The sequence below is a fragment of the Pseudomonas sp. GW821-FHT07F05 genome (assembly GCF_059418765.1).
In genome coordinates, this window is record NZ_JBWKQL010000006.1 from 273035 (window position 1) to 295008 (window position 21974).

The 21974-nt window shown below is 61.3% G+C and carries 19 protein-coding genes; 4 read left to right on the top strand and 15 right to left on the bottom strand.

Features of this window, described 5'->3' with window-relative positions:
- Window positions 1–19: 19 nt before the first annotated feature.
- Window positions 20–940, bottom strand: coding sequence for a non-homologous end joining protein Ku (ku, locus tag AC07RO_RS15600; protein ID WP_495086463.1), 921 nt, complete (start codon window positions 938–940; stop codon window positions 20–22).
- 280 nt (window positions 941–1220) lie between these two features.
- On the opposite strand from ku, the gene AC07RO_RS15605 reads away from it, so the two are divergent.
- On the top strand, window positions 1221–2405 hold the full coding sequence (locus AC07RO_RS15605) for an MFS transporter (protein WP_495086464.1): 1185 nt from the start codon (window positions 1221–1223) through the stop codon (window positions 2403–2405).
- A gap of 102 nt (window positions 2406–2507) precedes the next feature.
- Here AC07RO_RS15605 and AC07RO_RS15610 read toward each other — a convergent pair whose 3' ends face one another.
- From AC07RO_RS15610 to AC07RO_RS15660, 11 genes are all read right to left on the bottom strand, one after another.
- Window positions 2508–2678 carry a hypothetical protein gene (locus AC07RO_RS15610; protein ID WP_172611525.1) on the bottom strand — a complete coding sequence of 57 codons (171 nt, stop codon included), beginning with the start codon at window positions 2676–2678 and terminating at the stop codon, window positions 2508–2510.
- A gap of 281 nt (window positions 2679–2959) precedes the next feature.
- Window positions 2960–3658: a GNAT family N-acetyltransferase gene (locus AC07RO_RS15615; RefSeq protein ID WP_495086465.1), complete on the bottom strand. Its 699-nt coding sequence runs from the start codon at window positions 3656–3658 to the stop codon at window positions 2960–2962.
- A gap of 37 nt (window positions 3659–3695) precedes the next feature.
- Complete coding sequence (metC, locus tag AC07RO_RS15620; protein ID WP_495086466.1) at window positions 3696–6437, bottom strand: cystathionine beta-lyase; 2742 nt, start codon at window positions 6435–6437, stop codon at window positions 3696–3698.
- A gap of 31 nt (window positions 6438–6468) precedes the next feature.
- Entirely contained in the window at window positions 6469–7065 is a 597-nt protein-coding gene (locus tag AC07RO_RS15625; RefSeq protein WP_192174760.1) for a cysteine dioxygenase family protein, read from the bottom strand.
- Window positions 7066–7104: 39 nt separating this feature from the next.
- The gene (locus AC07RO_RS15630) at window positions 7105–7944 is read right to left on the bottom strand and encodes an amino acid ABC transporter ATP-binding protein (protein ID WP_495086467.1); all 840 of its coding nucleotides are present in this window, start codon (window positions 7942–7944) and stop codon (window positions 7105–7107) included.
- Entirely contained in the window at window positions 7931–8719 is a 789-nt protein-coding gene (locus AC07RO_RS15635; RefSeq protein ID WP_346628172.1) for an amino acid ABC transporter permease, read from the bottom strand. Before AC07RO_RS15635 ends, AC07RO_RS15630 begins: the two co-directional genes overlap by 14 nt.
- A complete protein-coding gene (locus AC07RO_RS15640; protein ID WP_192174763.1) occupies window positions 8709–9443 on the bottom strand; it encodes an amino acid ABC transporter permease in 735 nt (244 codons plus the stop codon). The genes AC07RO_RS15635 and AC07RO_RS15640 overlap by 11 nt, the downstream gene beginning before the upstream one ends.
- Window positions 9440–10657 carry an aminotransferase class I/II-fold pyridoxal phosphate-dependent enzyme gene (locus AC07RO_RS15645; RefSeq protein WP_495086468.1) on the bottom strand — a complete coding sequence of 406 codons (1218 nt, stop codon included), beginning with the start codon at window positions 10655–10657 and terminating at the stop codon, window positions 9440–9442. The genes AC07RO_RS15640 and AC07RO_RS15645 overlap by 4 nt, the downstream gene beginning before the upstream one ends.
- Complete coding sequence (locus tag AC07RO_RS15650) at window positions 10654–12093, bottom strand: FAD-binding oxidoreductase (protein ID WP_282371946.1); 1440 nt, start codon at window positions 12091–12093, stop codon at window positions 10654–10656. The genes AC07RO_RS15645 and AC07RO_RS15650 overlap by 4 nt, the downstream gene beginning before the upstream one ends.
- Window positions 12094–12109: 16 nt before the next feature.
- Window positions 12110–12958 (bottom strand): transporter substrate-binding domain-containing protein, encoded by an 849-nt coding sequence (locus tag AC07RO_RS15655; protein WP_495086469.1) that lies wholly within the window; start codon window positions 12956–12958, stop codon window positions 12110–12112.
- A 52-nt stretch (window positions 12959–13010) separates the two neighbouring features.
- A complete protein-coding gene (locus tag AC07RO_RS15660) occupies window positions 13011–13853 on the bottom strand; it encodes a transporter substrate-binding domain-containing protein (RefSeq protein WP_423574200.1) in 843 nt (280 codons plus the stop codon).
- A gap of 320 nt (window positions 13854–14173) precedes the next feature.
- Between AC07RO_RS15660 and AC07RO_RS15665 the strand changes: the two genes are divergently transcribed.
- On the top strand, window positions 14174–15028 hold the full coding sequence (locus AC07RO_RS15665) for a LysR substrate-binding domain-containing protein (protein ID WP_495086470.1): 855 nt from the start codon (window positions 14174–14176) through the stop codon (window positions 15026–15028).
- Window positions 15029–15051: 23 nt separating this feature from the next.
- On the opposite strand, the gene AC07RO_RS15670 is transcribed toward AC07RO_RS15665, so the two are convergent.
- From AC07RO_RS15670 to AC07RO_RS15680, 3 genes are all read right to left on the bottom strand, one after another.
- Entirely contained in the window at window positions 15052–15774 is a 723-nt protein-coding gene (locus tag AC07RO_RS15670; protein ID WP_495086471.1) for an alpha/beta hydrolase, read from the bottom strand.
- Window positions 15775–15901: 127 nt separating this feature from the next.
- Window positions 15902–17227, bottom strand: coding sequence for an LLM class flavin-dependent oxidoreductase (locus AC07RO_RS15675; RefSeq protein WP_495086472.1), 1326 nt, complete (start codon window positions 17225–17227; stop codon window positions 15902–15904).
- 15 nt (window positions 17228–17242) lie between these two features.
- Window positions 17243–18184, bottom strand: a complete 942-nt coding sequence (locus tag AC07RO_RS15680) for an aliphatic sulfonate ABC transporter substrate-binding protein (protein ID WP_495086473.1) — start codon at window positions 18182–18184, stop codon at window positions 17243–17245.
- A 208-nt stretch (window positions 18185–18392) separates the two neighbouring features.
- Here AC07RO_RS15680 and AC07RO_RS15685 point away from each other — a divergent pair, with 208 nt between their 5' ends.
- Together AC07RO_RS15685 and AC07RO_RS15690 are read left to right on the top strand one after the other, a co-directional pair.
- On the top strand, window positions 18393–18836 hold the full coding sequence (locus tag AC07RO_RS15685; protein WP_495086474.1) for a hemerythrin domain-containing protein: 444 nt from the start codon (window positions 18393–18395) through the stop codon (window positions 18834–18836).
- Window positions 18837–19299: 463 nt separating this feature from the next.
- On the top strand, window positions 19300–21974 hold a 2675-nt coding region (locus AC07RO_RS15690), incomplete at its 3' end, for a DUF6531 domain-containing protein (RefSeq protein WP_495086475.1).

A 21974-nucleotide genomic window follows, 5' to 3' on the forward strand; every position in this document is an offset into this window, starting at 1 on the left:
GCTACTACAGGACACGCGTTCAAGAGGCCTTGGTGGTCTTCTTTCGGGGCGGAGCACGGCGCTTCGCCGGCGCATCGTCCTTGGACTCGACTTTGCTTTTGCTCGCCGGTTTGGCTTTGGCAGGCGCCGCCTTCGCTGCAGTGCCGCGACCGCCCAGGCTGCGCTTGAGCAGTTCGGTCAGATCGATGACATCAGCCGACTTACGCTCAGTGTCGCCAGCATCGGTCTCGACGTTCTCGATCTTGCCTTCGCGGGCCTTGGTTTCCACCAGCGACATGATCTGATCCTGAAAGGTGTCGCGGTATTCTCCGGCGTCCGGCGTCCACTCGGTGCTCATGTCTTTGATCAGGCGCTTGGCCATGTCCAGCTCGCTCTTGCTGAGCTTGACGTCGGTGGCTTCCTTGGGCAGCTCGAGGCTGTCGAGCCCGCGCACTTCCGAGGGCCAGCGCAGCAGCACGAGCACGATCGCCGACTCCAGCGGCATCACCGCCGCCAGGTGCTGGCTGGTACGAATCACCACATGGGCCAGCGCCACCTTGCCGGTGTCGACCAGCGCCTGGCGCAACAACGCGTAGACCTTTTCGCCGCGCTTGTCGGGGGCGAGAAAGTACGGGGTGTCGATGTGCTGCAGCGGTATCTGGTCGCTGTCGACGAAACCGAAGATGTCGATGGTCTGGGTTGATTTGGGGTGGGCGGAGCGAATTTCGTCCTCGCTGATGACGACGTAACGCCCTTTCTCGTACTGCACGCCCTTGACGATGTTTTCCTTATTGATCTCCTTGCCGGAGACCTTGTTGATGCGCTTGTAACCGACCGGGTCCATGCTGCGCTTGTCCAGCCAGTCGAAGTCGACACCCTGGCGGGACGTCGCCGACACCAGCGCCACAGGAATATGCACCAGTCCAAAACTGATCGCGCCTTTCCAGATTGCCCGAGGCATATTTTTTATTTCCGATGGGGTGTGAGGGGGGTATGTGTAAGCAGTGACCGAAGCGCACGTGGAAAAGTTTCGGCAGAGCGACCGGAACGTCGCTATTGTCGTGGGCTGCACGGGTTTGGTGCGGGTAAGACGTCACTCCATAACGTGCGCCGACCAACGCTGCGCCATTCCACTGCCACCCCTTCTTAACGCAACGAAAAAGCGTTAACCTCGCGCCACTCTTTTCTGCACGCCGTACCAGAATCGTTCTGCCGAGCCTGCAACCTCTCCAGGTATTCCCATGACGTCCATTTCTCCCGCGACCCACGGCGCCACCATGACCAAGGGCCTGGCGATGCTGTTCGCGTTCTGCTGCGGCGCGATCGTTGCCAACCTGTATTACGCCCAGCCCATCATTGGCTTGATTGCGCCGGACATCGGCCTGTCCGGCACACTCTCCAGCTTCATCGTGTCGCTGACCCAGATCGGCTACGCCCTCGGCCTGTTCTTCCTCGTGCCGCTGGGCGACTTGCTGGAAAACCGTCGCCTGGTGATCGTCACCACCGGCGTCGCCATGCTCAGTCTGCTCAGCGCCGCGTTCGCGCAGACGCCCAACCTGTTCCTGATCGCTTCGTTGCTGGTGGGTTTCAGCTCGGTGGCGGTACAGATTCTGGTGCCGCTGGCCGCCAACCTCGCGCCGGAAGAAACACGCGGGCGCGTGGTCGGCAGCATCATGGGCGGCCTGCTGCTGGGGATTCTGCTGGCAAGGCCCGCTGCCAGCCTGATCGCCGACCATTTCGGCTGGCGCGCGGTGTTCGGCACGGCCGCCGTGGTGATGCTGCTGATCAGCGTGGTGCTGGCGACCACCATTCCGAAACATCAGCCTGCCCACAGCGCCACCTATGGCCAGTTGCTCAAATCGTTATGGACCCTGCTGCGCAAACAGCCGGTCTTGCGCCAGCGCGCCTTTTATCAGGCGTGCATGTTCGCCACCTTCAGCCTGTTCTGGACCGCCGTGCCGCTGGAACTGGCGCGCAATCACGGCTTGTCGCAAAGCCAGATCGCCCTCTTCGCCCTGGTCGGGGCCATCGGCGCCATCGCCGCGCCCATCGCCGGCCGCCTGGCCGATGCCGGCCACACCCGCGTCGCCAGCCTGTGCGCCATGCTGTTCGCCGCACTGAGCTTTCTGCCCAGCCTGATCGAACCGGCATACGCCGTGATCGGCATGGCAGTCACCGGGGTCATCCTCGATTTCTGCGTGCAGATGAACATGGTCCTCGGCCAGCGCGCGGTATACGCCCTCGACGCCAAAAGCCGCAGCCGGCTTAACGCGCTGTACATGACCAGCATCTTTATCGGCGGCGCGATTGGATCGGTGGTCGCCAGTGCGCTGTATGACCACGGTGGCTGGGTCTGGATTGTGATCGTGGGGAGTGTATTTCCGGTGTTGGCGTTATTAGGGTTTTTGAAGAACTCGCGGCCATGAATAACGGAGCACGGCACGCGCAGGATGCTCAGGCCAACGGCGTGAGGCGCTGATCGCCGCTCAAGAAAAAACCGCCGATATCGGCGGTTTTCTTTTGAGGATTCAGCCCCTGAACCCAGCCATCGGGCCAGCTGGTTCAAGGTCTCTTCCAATTTCGATTGCTACGCGCAGAAAATGCAGCTGAGCTTGAGCATACTCCGCAGCACGCTTGTGCGCTTCGGCACTGAATTCCGTCATTTCCCGAATCTTGGCCTTGCGTTTTTTGATGTTCATAAACACCTCCCTGCTGTGGTCCTGGGGACATCCTAGAACAACAAAACTGACGATGTCGGCGGTTTTCTTTTGAGGAGTCAGCCCCTGAACCCAGCCATCGGGCCGGCGGGTTCAAGCTCTCTTTCAATCTCGAGCGCTCCGCGCAGGAAGTGCATCTGCGAGGGGATTATTTCAACAGCGCGCTTGCGCGCTGAGGCTCGGAACTCAGCGATCGACTGCAGTTTTTCTCTGCGTTTCCTTGTGTTCATGAGCACCTCCCTGCCCTGGTTGAGAAAGTCATATTAGGAACGACCTGCCGAAATGACAAGGCATCCATCCGCATCGAACTGGAAACCCAACCTTTGGTAGTAACTCACCACACCTGGCTCGGGGCTCTCAATCTGGATGACTTCACAGCCCAGCATCCTTGCGTAAACACCTACCGCTAGAAACATCATCCGGGCCACCAGTCCTTTTAGGGGATGGTTCGTGTTCGGCTGCCCCTCGAGCAGGATGACCTTGATCCGCAAACGGCTCCTTCGCGGTGTTGCATAACACAAACCGCAAAGTTCATCGGCATGCCAAAGGGCGAGATCAAGCCCTCTGGCATCTTTGCGCTTCCACCACGGTACGTCCCCCCATGGATATGAGCTGCCATACCACCCATGACTGATCTCTATCGCGGCTGAATCTATAGGCGCAATGCGTATTAACCCTCCATTAACACCCAGCGCGTTTAGCTTGAGCGAGTTGCCAACGGCGTTATTGACCTGCTGGCGCGCCTCCGATTTAAGGATCTGATCACGCAGTTTGGTGTCCTTTCCATGCCTTCCCATCGCCATATTCGTCCAAACCCGAGGCAGCGAATAATGGCGAAAGCATCCGACCAGCATGCGGTACATATTTATCGCGACCGAAATTTTGGCCTTTCGAACGATCAACTCTTTCGGGTTTGCCGCCTGCACGGCCTGGTAAAGACGTTTACGCAGCCGATCCAACATTTGCGGGGCTGGTCACGAATCAAGGCCTATTCGTCGATCAGACAATCGCCTCAAACCCCCTCCGCAAATCCTCAATCAACGCCTCCACATCCTCCAGCCCAATGTGCAGCCTCAGCAACGGATTCAGGGATTTGTCCGAAGCGTTATCACGGTCGCCGACATTCGCAACGATGATCAGGCTTTCGAACCCGCCCCACGACGCGCCCAGGCCGAACAGTTGCAGCGCGTCGATGAAACGTTCCAGATAGCGGGGGTCGGCGTCCGCGAGTTCGAAGGTGAGCAAGCCGTTGCTGCCGCTGAAGTCGCGCTTCCACAGGGCATGGCCCGGATGATGGGGCAGCGCAGGATGGAACACGTTTTTGACCTGCGGCTGTTCCAGGAGCCAGTGCGCGACCTGCAAGGCCTGGCGCTGGTGGACATCCAACCTTGCCGCCAGGGTGCGGGCGCCGCGCAGCACCAGATAAGCATCGTCCGGGCTCACGGTGTTGCCGAAGGTGTCGGTCATGACGGCCAGACGCTGCCAGACGGCTTGGGTGGTACAGACGCTGCCCATGACCACATCGCTGTGACCGCTCAGGTATTTGGTCAGGGCCATGATGGAAATGTCGGCGCCCAGGGCCAGAGGCCGGTACTGATACCCGGAGCCGTAGGTGTTGTCGACTGCCAGCAAAATCCCTTTCGACTTACACAGCGCAGCAATCGCCGGAAGGTCGCACAGTTCATACAGCAGCGAGCCGGGAACCTCGGTGTAGACCATTCGGGTGTTGGCTTGCAGCTGCTGCGCCAAGCCGCTGCCGTCGGCAGAAAAGTAGCTGTACTGGATACCAAACGGCGCCAGAAATGCTTCGGCGATCTGCCGCACCGGTGAATACACCGCGTCAGTAATCAGCACATGGTCGCCTGGGCGCAGGTAGGCCAGAAATGTCTGCGCAACCGCTGCCAGGCCGGTACCGAACAGGCGAGTGCGGTAACCGCCCTCAAGCTCGGTGATCAGGTCTTCCAGTTCGAACGCGGTCGGGTTACCACGCGCGCCGTAGCTCAGGACACGCTCAGTGTCGCGGCGCTTGCGTGCGTCGCGCATGTCGCCAAGGCTATCGAATAACACGGTGCTCATTCGCGTGACCGGCGGGTTCACGCCGCGCGGCCCGTCGCCCTTTGCGCCTCGGGCGGCATGCACCAGCCGGGTACGAACGCGATCATCCTCCGCGATGGCCGGCAAGGGCTTGAGACTGGCGATCTCCTGCTCGGTCATTTGCCCCAGCAGGCCGATCTCCCAGGCCAGGTACTGCCGGGCCGCCGCTTTGTTGCCCGAATGACGGTCATGGGTGAAAAACAGAAAATCAATGCAGTCCTCGTCAGGCGGATCACCGGCGCTTTCGCTGAGGTTGAAACCTGCCGCCTGCCATGCATTGAAATCCAGCCAGCGCACCGAGCCGCGCAGCTCCTCCGGCAACTCCAGTGCAGCCAGCGCCGCCACGGCCGATTGCTCCGCCACCAGCACGACGGGGCTGGCTTGCCCAACCACATCGGCAGCCAAGCGAGGACGGATCGACCAGCGCGATCCCTCGATATGGCCTTTACGAAACGCCATGCTGCCGCGCAGGTCGATCAGCACGACCGTATTGTCTCGGAGCGAATCTGCCAGTTCGGCAGCGCCCACTTCAGCCAGGGGCGGCAAGACACCGGAGTTGTCGATCGGCAGGTGCAAGCCGCTGCTCAACCCGCCTCCCAGTACATAGGCGTCGTGGCCCAACTGACGCAGCCAGGCGGCGACGATCGGCGCGCGCACGCCGTCGTTGTCCACCAGCACCAAGCGCGCCTGACGGACGCCGATGTACAGGTCGGTGCTCTGAATCAACTGCCCACCCGGCGTGTGTTGCGCGCCCGGCAAACTGCCCAGCGCAAATTCTTCCGGGGTCCGCACGTCGCACAGAAACAGGCTGCATGAAGGGTCGTCAGACCACGCCAGGACCTGCGCCGCTTCCACCGCCTGCACCCCGGCGCGTCGGGCGAGATGTTGAGCCGCCTGACGTTGCGCCTCCAGCGAAGCGCCCGGCGGGACGTTCGGGTATCGGCGCTCGCTGCCATGTTCCAGCGGCAAGTCGGCGAGGTACCAGCCCTGAGTGCCGTTTTCGAGGGCGTAGACCGGATTTTTCACCCCCAGGTCGATCAGCGTCTGCGCGCCGATGATGCTGCGCGTGCGGCCGGCGCAGTTGACCACGATAGGCGTGGTGTCATCCGGCACCAGCTCGGTCAGCCGATAGCCCAGCTCACCATTGGGGCAGCAGATGGAACCGGGAATGGTCATCTTGCGGTATTCATCGAACGGCCGGCCGTCCAGCAATACCAGCGGCGTGCCACTGGCTTGCATCGCCGCCAGCTCGGAGGCGCTGATATGCGGCGTATAGCGGGCCTCTTCGACCAACTCGCCAAAGGCCTTCGACGGCACGTGTACCCCGGCAAACAGCTCGCACCCGGCGGCGCGCCAGCCATCGGTGCCGCCCTCGAGAATGTGCACACCGCTGTAGCCCAGCGCTTCAAGACGCTGCGCGGCACGTAAGGCGAGGTCGCCATCATCGCGGTCGTAAATCACCAGACGGACCCGAGGGTTGGGGGCCAGGCGATGCACGTCCAGCTCGAGGCGGCTGTACGGCAGATTCACCCCGTGAAACAGGTGCGCTTCACCGTACTGGCCATGTTCGCGGACGTCGAAGACGGCGATTTCCCGCCCGTCGAACAGCCAGGCGTGTAATTGGTGCGGGGTGACTTTCTGGCTCATGACGTTCTCGTGATCCTGTTGTAGAGCGCCATCAGGCGTAGGCCTTGATCGACGGGGCCATTTGCGAGGCGTTGTAATTGAGCACCTTGCCTTCCTGGTTCACGCCATAGCGCCCGTTCAAGGATTCCAGCGGGCGCCCGTACAAGTGGAAATGCAGGGTCGGTTGCTCGCCCTCGACCTTGATGCCGTGCAGATCTTCGCCAAGGAAGCTGATGGGCGTTCCGGGCTGCACCACCACTTCCTTTTCCAGCGCGAGCCGGGCGATTGCCGGATCGCTGCCGTCGTCCGTGCGCGCCCACACGTAATTGATCTCCTGCCCCTCGACCGCAACGATTACCGCCCAGGTTTCATGGTTGTGCGGCAGCGTACTTTTCCCCGGCAGCAATGAGTTCATGTACAGCGTCGGGGTCTCGCCGTCGTCGTTCAGCCGGTAGCGGAACGCGGTGTCGCCCTCCCCCGGCACGGGTGCAGGAAAGGTGTCGAAGTTGAACAGATCACGACGCTCCGCCAGTCCCTCGAGTAGCGTGACGATGCTTTTCAATGCCTCGCGATCGACGCCGCGCTGGTGAATCGCGCGTATCTGTTGCAGAAAGGCTTCGACGACTTGGCTGCGGTTCTCGATGCTCATCAGGTGCTCCTTATGTGGGTTCAGGCCAACAGGCCCGGCTCAGACCGACAGGCTGTAACGGCTGATATTGCTCAACAGAAACGGATCGCCACTGGCGACCGGACGGCGTCCGGCGTAGCCCAGGGCATGGCGCAAAAACGTCTGGGTCCGCTCATGGGTCGGGCGCTGGAAGATGTGTTCGGGGCTGCCGTGCTCGACGATCAGGCCGTTTTCGGTGAAACACACGACATCGCTGATGTCCTCCGCGAAACGCATTTCGTGGGTGACCAGCACGCAGGTCATGCCCTCTTCGGTCAGCTCGCGAATCACCGTCAGCACTTCACCGACGGTCTCCGGGTCGAGGGCCGACGTCACTTCATCGAACAGGATTAGTTCCGGCCGCATCGCCAATGCCCGCGCAATGGCAACGCGTTGCTGCTGACCGCCGGACAGCTGACCCGGATAGGCATCGGCCTTGTGTTCCATGCGCACTTTGGCGAGCAATTCGTGCGCGTGCTTTTCAGCGTTGGCCGCTGATTCGCCCAGCACTTTGCGCGGCGCGATCACCAGATTTTCCAGCACCGACAAATGCGGGAACAGGTTGTACTGCTGGAACACGAAGCCCACGCGCTTGCGCAGTTCGATGCGCTGCGCCTCGGTCTTGAGCGTGTGCACATCGGTGTCGCCCACGCGGATGCTGCCGCGCTCGGTCTGCAGCAAGCCGGTGATGCAGCGCAGGATGGTCGACTTCCCGGAACCCGAAGGGCCGATGATCGACACCGCCTGGCCGCGCTGCACGTCGAGGTCGATGCCCTTGAGCACTCGATTGCTGCCAAACGACAGGTGAATGTCGCGCAGACTGACCAGGGGTTGTCCGACGCGCGTTTCAGGAGAAGGCATAACGTCGCTCCAGGAATTGAGTGAATCGGGAAATCGGATAGCAGTAGGCGAAAAACAGGGCCAGCACGCTGAAGTAGATCAGCACCGTGAAGCCGGTCCGGTTGACCGTGTTGCTGGCAATCTGCGCGGTGTCGATCAGGTCATGCACACCCACCAGCGAGGCCAGCGCGGTGCCCATGGTGATCACCGCATAGAGGTTCATCCACGGCGGCAACATGCGCTTGAAGCACTGCGGCAGGATGATCGAACGGAAGATCTGCCCGCGTGTGAAGGCCAGCGAGCGGGAGGCTTCCCACTGGGTGCCGGGTATCGAACCGATGGCGCCGCGAAAGATTTCCGCGACGTTGGCGCTGGCGGGCAGCGCCAGGCCGAGGGTGACCTTCACCCAGTCCGGAAACGAGATCCAGGACGTACCGATGTGCAGCTCGAATGGGAAAACGTAGGTGGTGAAATAGATCAGCACCAGCCAAGGCGCGTTACGAAATACCTGCACCCAGATCTTCGCGGGCAGCCGGGTGATCCACAGCGGCGACACCGCCAGCGCACCGACCAGCAGGCCGAGCACGGAGCCGATGGCAATCGCCAGCAGGCTGATCAGAATGTTCTGGGCAAAGCCCGTCGCCAGCGCTGGCGACCACTCCACGAGCGCCGCCAACACCGGGCTTTTCGGGGCGCCGAAGACCAGCCAGAGCAGCACCGCGGCCAGCAGCACCAGCGTGCCCGGATGCCGACGCGGCCACCCGGCCGGCACACGCACAGACGAATCAATGGCCATAACCGGGCATCCTCAATTTGGCTTCGAGGGCACGGCCCACGCAATTGACGACGAAGCTGAGCAGGCCGAAAAACGCCAGCAGCAGAATCATCAGTTCCAGCACGTTGTCGCTCTGGGTCCAGATCATGATCGAGGCGTAGGTGATGTCGCCTACGGCAATGGCCGACGCCACCGCCGTCATTTTCACCAGATCGATCAGGTTGTTGATCAGCGACGGGAGCGCAAAACGCATCGCCAGCGGCAGTTGCACGTTCCATAGCAACTGGCGGCTGCTGAAGGCCAGGGAGCTCGCCGCTTCCAGCGTCACGCTCGGCACCGCTTCAATGCCGGCGCGCAAGGCTTCGGCGTGGAACGCGCCCTTGTGCAGGGAGATCACGATGACCACCCAGGCGAACGGCGTCAGCGGGTTCGCAGCGCCAACGGCCTGAGTCAGCAGCATGTTCAGCACCAGGAACGCGCAGTAGAGCTGCACCAGCGTCGGCGTGTTGCGGGTCACTTCGATGAACGCCCGCGCAGGCCTGGCCAGATAGGGCTTGCCGCTGGTCAGCATCGCCGCCAGCCCCACGCCCGCGATCAGGCTACCGATGAGGGTGAACACGCACAGCAAGACGGTGGTCAGCGCGCCATTGACCATCGAACCGCGCTGATAGGCGTCCAGCAAAAAGCTGTAGTTCAGGCCGAACGCGGCCGTCCAGTGCACGAACCCTTCAAGCCAATGACTCATGCCAGCGCCTCGACCCGCAACCGGGCGCAGGCGTTGGCGATGCGCCGTCCAGCCTCGATCACGCTGCTGGTGGCCGTTGCGATGGACAAACGGAACCACGGGGACAGACCGTAAGCACTGCCGGCCACCCCGGCCACGCCCTGCTCCAGCAGGTAATCCACCACGTCGCTGTCGTTAGTCAGGCGCTGGCCATCGGGACGAACGCGTCCCAATAATCCGGCACAGCGGACAAAGACAAAAAATCCACCTTCGGGTAGGAGCACATCAAGGCCGTCTACGTCGGTCAACGCGGCCACCAACAGATCGCGGCGTTGCCGGTAAGCCTGGATCTGGTCCGGCAAGAAACCCAGGCCGCCTTCGAACGCTGCAAATGCCGCCGCCTGCCCCACCGACGAAGCGCCGGACGTGGATTGCGACTGCATGACCGTCATCGCGCCGGTCAGGGCTTGAGGGCCGGCGCCGAAGCCGATGCGCCAGCCGGTCATGGCGTAGGTCTTGGACACCCCGCCGATCAACAGGGCACGGGAATGCAGGTCCGGCGCGACGTTGAGCAGGCTCAGCGCAGACTGACCGTCGAAACGAATGTGCTCGTACAGCTCGTCCAGCAGCACCAGCACGTGGGGATGACGACGCAACACCTTGGCCAGCGCCAGCAGCTCCGCCTCGCTGTACACCGCGCCGCTCGGGTTGCCGGGGCCGTTGAGGATCAGCCAGCGGGTGCGCTCGTTGATGTGTTGTTCCAGTTGCGCGGGGGTCAGTTTGCAGCCCTGTTCCAGGCCGCACTCGATGAACACCGGCTCGCCGCCGTTGACCCGCACGATGTCCGGAAACGACGGCCAGTAAGGCACCGGCACCAGCACTTCATCGCCATCGTCCAGGGTGGCGGCGAAGGCGTTGAAGATGACCTGCTTGGCGCCGTTGCCGATGACAATCGACGGCAGCGCGTAGTCCAGACGGTTTTCACGCTGCAACTTGCGCTGCACGGCTTCACGCAGCTTTTTAACCCCCGGCGTCGACGTGTACTTGGTCGCACCGGCGTCGATGGCTGTGTACGCCGCCTGCTTGATGTGCTCGGGCGTGTCGAAATCCGGCTCACCGGTGGTCAGGTCAAGGATGTCGTGACCGGCCTCACGCAAGGCGTTGGCCCGGGATTTGGCCGCCGCATTGGCGGACAGCGAAACGCGCTGGATACGCTTGGACAAACGAACACTCATGGGGCGGTGCTCCGGCTTTCGACGCTCGCCAGGACCTTGCCTGGATTGAGCAGATTGAGAGGGTCCAGCGCCTGTTTAATGCGGCGCATCAGGTCCAGTTCGACGGCGCTTTTGTAGCGCGGCAGCATGCTCAGCTTGCGTTGGCCGATGCCATGCTCGGCGCTGATCGAACCCCCATGGGCATGGGCGCTGTCGTGCACCCGTTGGCTGAGTTCGGAGTAGTGGGTCATGTGTGCCTCGACGGTGGAATCGAGTGGGTGGGCGACGTTGTAATGCAGGTTGCCGTCGCCCAGATGACCGAAGGTGAAATTGCGCACGCCGGGGAAGTGTTGTTGCAGCAAGGCGTCGGTGTGTTCGACGAATTCGACGATGCGCGAAATCGGGATCGAGATGTCGTGCTTCATGTTGCGTCCGGCCCGCTTCTGCGCGTCGCTCATGTTCTCGCGCAGCAGCCACAGCGCCTCGCTCTGGGCCAGACTTTCGGCAATCAGCGCATCAGCCAGCAGGCCCTCTTCGAAGGCGCTGCCCAACACGTCCTCGAACGCCTGACGGGCATGGGCTTCGCTGTGGTTATCGGACAGTTCCAGCAAAGCGAACCAGGGTTGAGCGGCATTCGAAAACGGCTGAGGACCTTCGGGAAACTGCTCGCGCAGCAACGCCAGGCAATCGGCGGTGAGCAGTTCGAATGCGGTCAGGCTGGCACCGAAACCGGCGCGGGCATGGGACAGGAAACTCACCGCCTGGCCCAGCGAATCGAACGCCAGAAACGCGGTGCTTTGCGCCTTGGGCAGCGGAAAGAGTTTGAGCGTCGCGGCCGTGATAATGCCGAGCGTGCCTTCACTGCCGATGTACAGGTCACGCAGGTCGTAACCGGTGTTGTCCTTGCGCAGACCCCGCAGCCCATGCCAGATCTCGCCCTCGGCGGTAACCACTTCCAGGCCCAGGGTCAGCTCGCGGGTGTTGCCGTAACGCAGCACCGCGGTGCCGCCCGCGTTGGTACCGAGGTTGCCGCCGATGGTGCAACTGCCCTCCGCGCCCAGGCTGAGGGGGAACAGACGCCCTGCTTCCCGGGCCACCTCCTGAATGTTCTGCAGGATGCAGCCGGCCTCGACCGTGAGCGTGTCGTTGTCGGTATCGATCTGGCGCACGCGATTCAAGCGATCGAGCAGCAACAACACCGAACGCCCGCTGGCATCCGGGGTTGCCGCGCCCATCAACCCGGTGTTGCCGCCCTGCACCACAATCGGTGCCCTGTGGGCGACACAGGCGCGGACCACCGCCGCGACCTCGTCGGTGTCGGCCGGACGCACCACAGCGAGTGCCTGGCCGACGTAACTGCCCTGCTTGTCGGTCAGTTGCGCCGCAGATTCGGCGCCCGGCCGCACATGGCTGGCGCCGATCAGTTGCTGCAACGTCTGGAACAGATCGCTGTTCATCGCTGGCCTCCTGGGGTCATTTGGTGGCAAGCGGCGCTGCGTTGCGGAACTGTTCGTGCAGGTCACGCAGGGCTTGAGAGGGGGCCATGCCAGTGCGTTCGCCGAGTTCGATCAGCCAGCCGCTGCGGTGCCAGTCGCGAATGATCGCGTCGATTTTTGCCTGGGTATCGTGCTCGCCCTTGCGCACCCAGATCACCGATTTCGACGGGATCAGGTCGTCGGCCAGCGGGAGGTTGTAGTCGGCCCACTCCGGATCATCCAGCAGCGCGTGCATGGTCGGACTGACGTGCACGGCGGCCACGCAGCCGTTGCCACGCAGGGACAACAGCGACTCGGACTGGCTGCGGAACGCTTTGATTTCAGCGCCATAGGTTTCCTGCAATGGCTTGATGAAGTTGCTGCCCTGAGACACGCAAACCGGCTTGCCCTTGAGGTCCTCCCATTTGCTGATGCCCGCGCCCTTGCGGATCAGCGCGGCGCCACCGACTTCTTCGTAGGGCATCGGCGCGTAGTCGAGAATCTCGGCGCGCTCATCGGTGTACTGCATGTTGGCGATCAGGATGTCGACCTTGCCCTGCTGCAGAAACTGCACGCGGTTGGGGGCCAGCACGGAAACGGTTTCGACTTCGACGCCGAGCTTCTGCGCGATCCCCTTGGCCAGCTCGACGTTGTAGCCCAGGTGCTCGCCGGTCTTCGGATCGATGGTGCCGAACGGCGGGCCGCTGAGGATCACGCCGATGCTGATCTTTTGGCGCTGATTGATCTTGTCCAGCGTCGCGTCGGCGTGGGCCAGGGTCGCACCCATTGCCAGGCCGATCGAGAGGCCAATAGCGGACAGGGTCTTGCCGATGGAAAAGCTGCTCATGAACGAATGCCTTGTAGGAAACCTGAAAAACCGGGCGGAAAAGAGCGGCAACTCAGGCGCCCGCGGCCTGGAACTTGTCGTGCAGCTCGACCAGCGCTGGCGAGGCCGGGGTGATGTGGTGGCGCTTCTCGGCGTCGATCAGCCAGCCGGTGCGGTGCCAGCCCTTGACGATGGCGTCGAGTTTCGCCTGGGTGTCGGTCTCTCCGGGGCGGGTCCAGATCACAGACGGCGCAGGATTGAGTTCGGGACTGAGGGCGCGGTAGTTCTGCCATTCCGGGCTGTCGGCCACCAATGGATTGATCAGCGTGGCGTCGTGCACGGCCGCGACGCAGTTGTTGCCCCGCAAGGCGAGCAACGACTCCGAGGAGCTTTTGAATGCTTTCAGTTCAGCGCCGAATTCGGTGAGCGGCTTGACGTAGCTGCTGCCCTGGGACGTGCAGACCGGTTGGCCTTTGAGGTCTTCCCAGCGGGTGATCTTGCTGTCTTTGAGCACGGCCGCCGTGCCGCCGACGCGATAGAACGGGGTGGGTACGAAGCCCAGTTGCTGACCGCGCTCGGCGGTCCACTCCATGTTGGCGATCAGCAGATCGACCTTGCCCTGCTGTAGGAACTGCACACGGTTGGCGGGCAGCACGGGCACCAGTTCCACGTCGGCGCCGAGCTGACGACCGAGGTCTTGGGCCATGTCGACGTTCAGGCCCTCGGGTTTCTGCGTCTTCGGGTCAATGGAGCCAAACGGGCCGCCGGACAGCAGCACACCGACCACCAGACGATGGCGTTGCTCGATCTTGTCAAGCGTGGCATCGGCCTGCGCCGCCAAACTGGCGCCCAGCATCACGGCGGCGCCGATCATCAGCGGCAGGATACGAGCAATCGGCAAACGCGTGGACGGCATGGACTTCCCCTCAGATGGACATCGGCTCGGCGCTTGAGACGGGTTATGCGTCAGCGCCTTGTAATGAGCTGCATGCTAGGGAGGGAACTGCCGGAGCGGAAATGCAAATATCAAATATGGTTATAACTTTCTGATTTCGGGCCTTAAAACAAAAAAGCATAAGCGCAGTTTTGTTGAGTCTGATCGATATTTTTAGAGACAGGGCTTTCCCCATTCATAAAAAAACGTAATGTATTAGCCCGTTCAGCTGATGTAATACAAGCTCACTCCTACAAGGGATAGCGCTTCGGGTAATGAACCGTTTAAACGAGTAACCACCAATGTCCTCGACCCTAGACCTCGAACTGCTGCGCACTTTCGTCGCCGTCGTCGATTACCACAGCTTCGCTGGCGCGGGGGCGCACCTGTCGCGCACGCAGTCGTCGGTGACGCAACACATGCAGCGTCTGGAGCAGCAGATTGGCGTCAGCCTGTTCCAGAAACAGGGCCGTCAAAAGCAACTCACCGAACCCGGTCGGCAGCTGTTACGCCATGCCCGACAGATGCTTTCGCTGAACGACGACGCGCTCAACTCCCTTCGCGAAAGCACTATGAGCGGCGTCCTGCGCATCGGCTCGCCCCACGACATCGCCGACACCATCCTGCCGCCCATCCTCAGCCACATCGCCCGTTCTGCGCCGAAGCTGCGACTGGAGATCGACGTCGGTCGAAGCCCGTTTCTGATGGAGGATTTGCATCGGGGCAAGGTCGACATGGTGATCTCGACCCGCGAGGATTCGGCGCTGGAAGGATTCGCCCTGCGCACGTCGCCGGTCTGGTGGATCTGCTCGGCGCAGTACCTGCACGTCCCGGGCGAACCGATACCGCTCATTCTGGTGGACGAGCCGAGTATTTACCGGCGCTATGCCATCGAAGCACTGGAGCGCGCCGACATCGAATGGCGTCAGGCGTACCTGGCGTCGAACCTGATCGGCATCAAGGCGGCCACGCGCGCGGGCCTTGGCGTCACGGCGCGCAGCATGGAGATGCTCGGGCCGGACATGCGGGTACTGGGGGAAGCCGACGGTCTGCCGCGAATGCCCGACGTCACTTATTACCTGTGGATTCGTCCCAATACGGTAAATCCGCTGGCGCGCCGGGCGTATGAATTGATTCGTGGCAGTCAGGGCCTATAGCGGCCCTGGCCTCTTCCAAGTGATTATTTTTGCAGTTGCGCTTCCAGCCAGTGCTTCAAGTCCGCCACTTCAGCCGTTGTAATCGTATGCCCCGCCCCGGCGTAGGCATGAAACTCCGGAACGATCAGCAGATTCTCCAGCACCGCCTTGGCATCGGTTGCGCCCGAGTAAGGCACGCGGGTGTCGGCCGAGCCGTGGCCGATGAACACTTTCAGCGATTTCAGGCGCTCATCGGGCTTCAGGCGTGAATGGAGGGACGCGAGAATCTTGCCGCTCAGCGGTGCGATGCCTTGTACCAGTTCCGGGTATTGCAGGCCGATCTGGTAGCTCATCATCGCGCCCTGGCTGAAGCCGACCAGGATCACTTTGTCGGGCTGGGTCTGGTATTTCTCGGTGGCCTGCTGGATGAATGTCCGCAGCAGGTCGGTGCTTTTGTCGACATCGCTGGTCACGCCTTCGTATTCGGCTTGGTCGGTGTCCTGGGTGAACCACTTGTAGCCGCCGCCGTCGACTTCCTGCGGCGCGCGCACGGAGAGGTAGGTGTAATTGAGGGAGAGATCGTTTTTGATGTCGAGCAGGTCGCGCTCATCGCTGCCATAGCCGTGCAGGAAAATGATCAGCGGTTTGTCTCTGGATTCAGCGGGCGCCGCCGCCAGGTACGGCAGCGCAAGGTCGGTGAGCAGCGCGGGTTCTGCGTGGGCCATGCCGGTGAACACACACAGCAGCGCGGCGAAAAACTTCATCATGAGCGTGAGCCTTTTTGCGAAAAACGTCGGGCTCATCATACGCAGCATGTCGCGAATGTCAGCCCGTCAATGATCGCGCAAAGCTGTCAGGTGGCTGTACGGAGTATGAATTTCTCAGGCGCAGGGTTCAGGAGTCCAGCGCCTCCAACCCCAGATGCTCACGCAGGGTCGAGCCTTCATACGCTGTGCGAAACAGCCCTTTGCGTTGCAGGTGTGGAATGACGCTTTCGACAAACTCGCTGAACGAGCCCGGCAGATATGCCGGGGAAATGACGAACCCGTCGCAGCCGCCCAGGGTGAACATCTCCGCCAGTTGATCGGCAATCTGTGCCCCCGTGCCGACCAGTTGCGGCACCCGTACGCTGCTGGCGAAAATCCGGCCCAGTTCCTCCAGCGTCGTGTCCGGCCCCTGCATCAGCAGCTTCTCCGCCGCAGCAGGCGGTATAGACGGCGAGCGTGCGATCTCTGCCAGTGTCGCCGACAGTGGAAACGGAGAGAGATCGACGTTCAGTTGCGACGCCAGGGTGACCAGACCCAGTTCCGGACGCGCCAATGCGTTGTGCTTGTCGCGCCTGGCCCGCGCCTCGGCTTCGCTGCCACCAATAAACGGCATCACCGCCGTCAGCACCTTGCAGCTGTCGGCGTGACGGCCTTGCTCGACGACCTGTTCGCGCACGTCCTGGCGAAACGCGTGCATGGCCTTGAGGTGCGGGTGAATGGTGAAAATCGCCTCGGCCCAGCGTGCGCCGAAACGCCGTCCACGCCCCGACGAACCGGCCTGAATCAGCACTGGACGACCCTGGGGCGTGCGCGGAATGTTCAGCGGCCCTTCCACCTTGAACCACTCGCCGTGGTGCTGCACCGAGGTGATCTTCGACGGATCGGCCAGCACGCCGCTTTCCCGGTCCAGCTTCAGCGCATCCGGCGCCCAGCTGCGCCACAACTTCAGCGCCACTTCGACGAACTCGTCAGCGCGGTCGTAGCGCAGGTCGTGCTCAAGGTGCTTGTCCTTGCCGAAAAGGCGCCCTTCGCTGTCGTTCATCGACGTGACGATGTTCCAGGCAGCGCGGCCTTTGGACAGATGATCCAGCGTGGCGAACTCCCGAGCGATGTGCGCCGGCTCGTAATAGGTCGTCGAGCGGGTAGCGCCCAGGCCGAGCTTGCTCGTTTGCCCGACCAGGTAGGACAGAATCGGCAGCGGGTCCAGACGCGTCGCATCCTGCGCGCCATACCGCAGGGCCACGTCCCGCGAGCCGCCCATCTGGTCACCCACCGCCAGCCGGTCGGCGAAGAACAGAAAATCGAACAGGCCCTCCTCCACCACCCGCGCCGTGCGGGCGTAATACTCGGGATCCAGGTAATGGCCGACCGTCTCGGGGTGGCGCCAGACCGCATGACTGTGAATAACCGGCCCGGTCAGCAGGAACGCCGACAGGTGAATGTGACGACTCATGATCGCGCTCCTGACTTATTGGGCGTGCGGGGTCCAGACAGCGATGTCGGACACCTTCAGCGCTTTGGGGATCATCCCGGCTTCAAAATAGAAGTCGGCGATGCGCTGCTGTTCGGCCAGTTCATCCACCCTGACCGGGACGATGTCGTAGCTGCGTCGGCTGTTGGCCAGCTCGACGGTCTCAGGCGGGATGTTGCCCCACAGCGGCGCCAGATTCGCCGCGGCTTCCTTGGGATGACCTTTCACCCACTGCCCGGCCTGATGCAGGGTGTCGAACACCACCTGCAGCACCTCGGGATGGGCCTTGGCGAAACTCGTGTTGGCCACGTAAAAACGGTTGTAGTTGGCAATGCCGCCGGAGCCGTCGGTCAGCACGCGAACATGATGCTCGCGTTGCTGGGTCGCCAGGAAAGGGTCCCAGATCGCCCAGGCGTCGACGTTGCCGCTGGCAAACGCGGCGACACCATCGGGCGCCTCCAGATAAATCGGCTTGATGTCCTTGAGGGTCAGCCCGGCGCTCTTCAGGGCCGAAATCAACAGAAAATGACTGCCCGAGCCCTTCGACACCGCGACGGTTTTGCCCTTGAGGTCGGCAACGCTGCGAATCGGTGAGCTGTCCGGGACGATGATGGCCTGCGCTGTCGGGGAAGGATTCTCACGGGCGTAGTAAGTCAGCGGCGCATTCGCCGCTTGCGTGAACAAGGCAAACGCATCGGCGACATCGGCATGCAGGTCCACACTGCCGGCGTTCATCGCGCTGAGCAGCCCGCTGCTGAATTCATGCCAGTTGACGGTGAAGCCCAGCGGCTTGAGCCGTTCCTCCAACTGGCCGTCGTTCTTGAGCAGAATCCACAGCGTGGACGAGCGCTGATAGCCGATGTTGATGACCTGCTCGGCGTGAGCGGTGAGGGTCGCCAGCATTAATGCGGCGACCACGATGATCTTTCGCAGGGACATGAGGATCCTTGAACGGGCACAGGAGGGGCGCTCAGCGCAAAAACGAATGAGCACATCGAAACAGCTTCACTTTCATTATAAAAAAGGACGTGGGTTATGAAAGAAACTTATAGATCTATGCATATGCCCGAAGCGCAACGGAACGGCTGAATACCCGCTGCGGTCTAGGGATAAGCACATCAGTCCGTCGCCGAACCAAGGAGCACCCGTGAACATTTTTGAAGCCCTGAGAGAGAGTCATGACCGGCAACGCGGCTATGCCGATGCCTTGATCCAAACCCATGGCGACAGCGAGGAGCGTGTCGAGGTCTACAAACAGCTGAAAGCTGAACTGCAGGCCCACGAAACCGCCGAAGAGCGCTTCTTCTATATCCCGTTGATGCAGTTCGACAACGGCGTCGACCTCAGCCGCCATGCCATTTCCGAGCACCATGAAATGGACGAGATGATGGAAGAGCTCGACGAAACCGAGATGTCCAGCCCGTCCTGGATGGCCACGGCCAAGAAGCTGTCGGAGAAGGTCCATCACCACCTGATGGAAGAAGAGCAGAAGTTCTTCCAGTCGGCGGGCAAACTGCTGGACGACAAGCAGAAGCAATCGCTGGCCCGTGAGTATCACAAGGAGTATGAGGAGCAACTGGCTAAGGCTTAAGTCGCTCTGAATGCTAAAAGCCCCGAATTTTCGGGGCTTTTTTTGGCCATTTTTCGGGACCGCATTTTGCTGGCGATGCGGTGTTTCAGGTGAAGAGCGGTTGAATGCGGGTTTGGTGGAGTGCGCAAGAAGTTGCTCACTTGATTGCGTGCTCTAGAGGCCCTACAGCTCTAGAAACCACGTCGTTTGTGGCCTACAGGCGAGTGCGCAAGAAGTTGCACAGCCGTGCGCAACTTCTTGCGCAGGCTTTATGGGTTCTCTGGTTCGGCGCTCGCTCAAACCTGCCTTTTTATCGCTTAACTTATTGATTTTGTTCGTCTAATTCGTAGCTGGCACAGCCCTTGATATCTCCGTGGCCCCCGGATTGGCATTCACGCCCTTTCGGATGGTTTCTTGAGCACGGAGAGCACCGTTGGCAAACCCCGCAATTACGTCCGGCAGTGACGCAAAAAACGAGCCTCAGGTGGCGATCGTTCCGCTTGATCTGATTCAGCTTGAGGACGTCGGGGCGGGTGCGGCGAATGTCGATGCCTGGCTGCAGGGCATCAGCGGCGGGGTCGTTTCGCTTGAGCGGATCAAGAACGCTGCGGGTTTTTTGCCCGTGGTGGGCAACATCATGGCGCTGGTCGATGCGCTGAATGACATCGTTCGGTTGGCGACGAGCGAGAAGCGCGACCCGCTGGATTGGGTCAGCTTGGGCATCAATCTGATTGGCGTCTTGCCGACGCCGCCGACCATGGCGGCAGCGCGAATGAGCCTGCGGCCGACGCTGTTTCTGGTGCGCCAGGAGATGCGTCAGGCGGGCAAGATGTTGCTGGGTGATTCGCTGATCGAGGTGCTGATCGGGCACCTCAATGCGGACATCGTCGGGACCCTTGATGATTTTGTGACCCAGGCGCAGGGGAAGCTCGCTGGAATTCTCGATGACGCGGGGAAGATCGGCGAAGGCGTGCTGAACGAGATCGCCAAGGGTCTGGAGAGCGTGGTCAACGGCGATCTCGATGCCGAGGGCAATCTGCTTGAGGCGGTGCAACTGATCAGCGATGGGCGCAAGCAGTGGGACTACGATCCCAAAGGCGCGATTTCCAACATCTTCATCGCGGTTGCCGATGTTTACATCGCCGCCGGCCAAAAAATCGTCAACGGCACCGTCGAACATCTTGTGCCTGAAGCGCTGAAAGACCCGATCCGCAGGCAGGCTGAGTCGTTGCGTGCCATGGGGTCAGAGCTTCGGGTCCAGATTAATGGTCTAGCGGATCCAGGGGTTCAGAACTCGATTGGGGCGTTGCTGCAGACGTTGGCTGGGGCAGTCGTCAGTTGGCGTTCGCGCAATGGGCATGGGCAAGCCTTCAACATCAAGCCGGGGGTTGTTAATCAGGCCAGGCGCCAGGGCGGCGAAGGGAAGCTGGAGACGGTTGGATTCGAGAAGCCTGCGAAAGCCCGGCCTAACAAGCGGAAGAACTGTACGTGTCCGTGCCCTTGTGAATGTGCCTGTGGGTCGACGGCGAGGAGCATCAGTTTTGCGATGGGTTCGGAGTCGGTAAGCCATACCGATTTCAGCCTGCCGGGGCCTTTTCCCATTGAGTGGACGCGGACTTATTGTTCGAGTCTGGATGCTTACGATCAGGACGTCATTGGCGCACGCTGGATCACGCCGTTTACTACACGCTTCGATCTCGTCGGCGACGGTTTAGTGTTTCATGACTTCGACGGACGCAGCCATGAGTTCCCCCTTCCCAAGGTCAAGCTGTTTCACTTCAACGCCATTGAAAATCTGACCGTCATTCGCCTCAGCAAGGATCGGTTGGTGCTGATGCGGGGCCTGGAGCACAGGGAAACCTATGTCCGGCGGGGTGATCGTTTCGTTCTGATCAATAAGGTTTTGCCGAATGGCGCCGGGGTGATGCTGCATTACGAGCATCGTCACGGTGGGGGGTTGGTGCTCTCCGAGCTGGTCACTTATCGGGAGAAGGACGCCCGTAAAGTCCACTTGCGCCTTGGCACTTTGATTGACGATCAGGGGCGGTTGACGGGGCTCTGGGAAATACGTGATGGCGACGTTAAACGCCAACTGTGCGCGTATCAGTACGACGATTTCGGTGACCTTGTTCTGGCCCAGGACGAGAACGGTTCGGCCTGGCGCTACCAGTATCAAAGCCACCTGATCACGCGCTACACCGACCGCACTAATCGCGGTCTGAACCTGCAATGGCAGGGATCTGGCCCCGATGCCAAAGCCATTCGCGAATGGGCCGACGACGGCAGTTTCGATACTCGGTTGGCGTGGGATGAAAACATCCGTCTGACCTATGTCACCGATGCGCTCAGTCACGAAACCCGGCATTACTACGACAGCCTCGGTTACACCTATCGCATTTGCCACGCGGACGGGCGTTCGGAGTGGTTCTTTCGCGACGCCGCCAAAAACATAATTCGCCACGTCCATACAGACGGGAGCGTCGATCGGTATCGCTACGACAAGCTCAGTAATCTCACCGAGCACACCCGCGCTGATCACAGCGTGATGAATTACGCCTACGACGAAAAAAGCCATCTGATCAAGATCAGCGATGGCGAAGGCGGGTTGTGGAAACGGGACTATGACCATCGCGGGAATCTGGTTGAAGCGACCGATCCGCTAGAGAACGTTACCGAATACGCCTACAACACGTTTGGCCTTCCTACGGCGATCAAGGACGCCAACGGCAACAAGAAGGCGTTGGCCTACAACGACGCCGGACAACTCGTCAAATACACCGACTGCTCGGGCAAGGTCAGCGCTTGGGAATACGACGAACGCGGCCAGATGACCCGCTTTACCGACTCGGCCGGGCATAGCACCACGTACGAATACAAATTAGGTCAGTTGGCCCTGATCAAGCACCCTGACAAGACCGAAGAGCGCTTTAGCCGGGACGGCGAAGGTCGTTTGCTGGCTCATTCGGACGGCCTGGAACGCTGCACCACCTGGCGCTACACCACTGCGGGATTTATCGCCGAACGCGTCGACGCCGCCGAACAAACCTTGCGCTATCGCTGGGACAAGCTTGGCCGACTGGTGGCGCTAGAAAACGAAAATGAACGCCGCGCGCACTTTCACTACGATCCGGTCGGCAGGCTGCTGGAAGAAAGCGGCTT

Bases quoted from the DNA above. Each gene is read 5' to 3' on its own strand.
- ku (WP_495086463.1), bottom strand. From the start codon at position 940: ATGCCTCGGGCAATCTGGAAAGGCGCGATCAGTTTTGGACTGGTGCAT.
- AC07RO_RS15605 (WP_495086464.1), top strand. From the start codon at position 1,221: ATGACGTCCATTTCTCCCGCGACCCACGGCGCCACCATGACCAAGGGC.
- AC07RO_RS15610 (WP_172611525.1), bottom strand. From the start codon at position 2,678: ATGAACATCAAAAAACGCAAGGCCAAGATTCGGGAAATGACGGAATTC.
- AC07RO_RS15615 (WP_495086465.1), bottom strand. From the start codon at position 3,658: ATGTTGGATCGGCTGCGTAAACGTCTTTACCAGGCCGTGCAGGCGGCA.
- metC (WP_495086466.1), bottom strand. From the start codon at position 6,437: ATGAGCCAGAAAGTCACCCCGCACCAATTACACGCCTGGCTGTTCGAC.
- AC07RO_RS15625 (WP_192174760.1), bottom strand. From the start codon at position 7,065: ATGAGCATCGAGAACCGCAGCCAAGTCGTCGAAGCCTTTCTGCAACAG.
- AC07RO_RS15630 (WP_495086467.1), bottom strand. From the start codon at position 7,944: ATGCCTTCTCCTGAAACGCGCGTCGGACAACCCCTGGTCAGTCTGCGC.
- AC07RO_RS15635 (WP_346628172.1), bottom strand. From the start codon at position 8,719: ATGGCCATTGATTCGTCTGTGCGTGTGCCGGCCGGGTGGCCGCGTCGG.
- AC07RO_RS15640 (WP_192174763.1), bottom strand. From the start codon at position 9,443: ATGAGTCATTGGCTTGAAGGGTTCGTGCACTGGACGGCCGCGTTCGGC.
- AC07RO_RS15645 (WP_495086468.1), bottom strand. From the start codon at position 10,657: ATGAGTGTTCGTTTGTCCAAGCGTATCCAGCGCGTTTCGCTGTCCGCC.
- AC07RO_RS15650 (WP_282371946.1), bottom strand. From the start codon at position 12,093: ATGAACAGCGATCTGTTCCAGACGTTGCAGCAACTGATCGGCGCCAGC.
- AC07RO_RS15655 (WP_495086469.1), bottom strand. From the start codon at position 12,958: ATGAGCAGCTTTTCCATCGGCAAGACCCTGTCCGCTATTGGCCTCTCG.
- AC07RO_RS15660 (WP_423574200.1), bottom strand. From the start codon at position 13,853: ATGCCGTCCACGCGTTTGCCGATTGCTCGTATCCTGCCGCTGATGATC.
- AC07RO_RS15665 (WP_495086470.1), top strand. From the start codon at position 14,174: ATGTCCTCGACCCTAGACCTCGAACTGCTGCGCACTTTCGTCGCCGTC.
- AC07RO_RS15670 (WP_495086471.1), bottom strand. From the start codon at position 15,774: ATGATGAAGTTTTTCGCCGCGCTGCTGTGTGTGTTCACCGGCATGGCC.
- AC07RO_RS15675 (WP_495086472.1), bottom strand. From the start codon at position 17,227: ATGAGTCGTCACATTCACCTGTCGGCGTTCCTGCTGACCGGGCCGGTT.
- AC07RO_RS15680 (WP_495086473.1), bottom strand. From the start codon at position 18,184: ATGTCCCTGCGAAAGATCATCGTGGTCGCCGCATTAATGCTGGCGACC.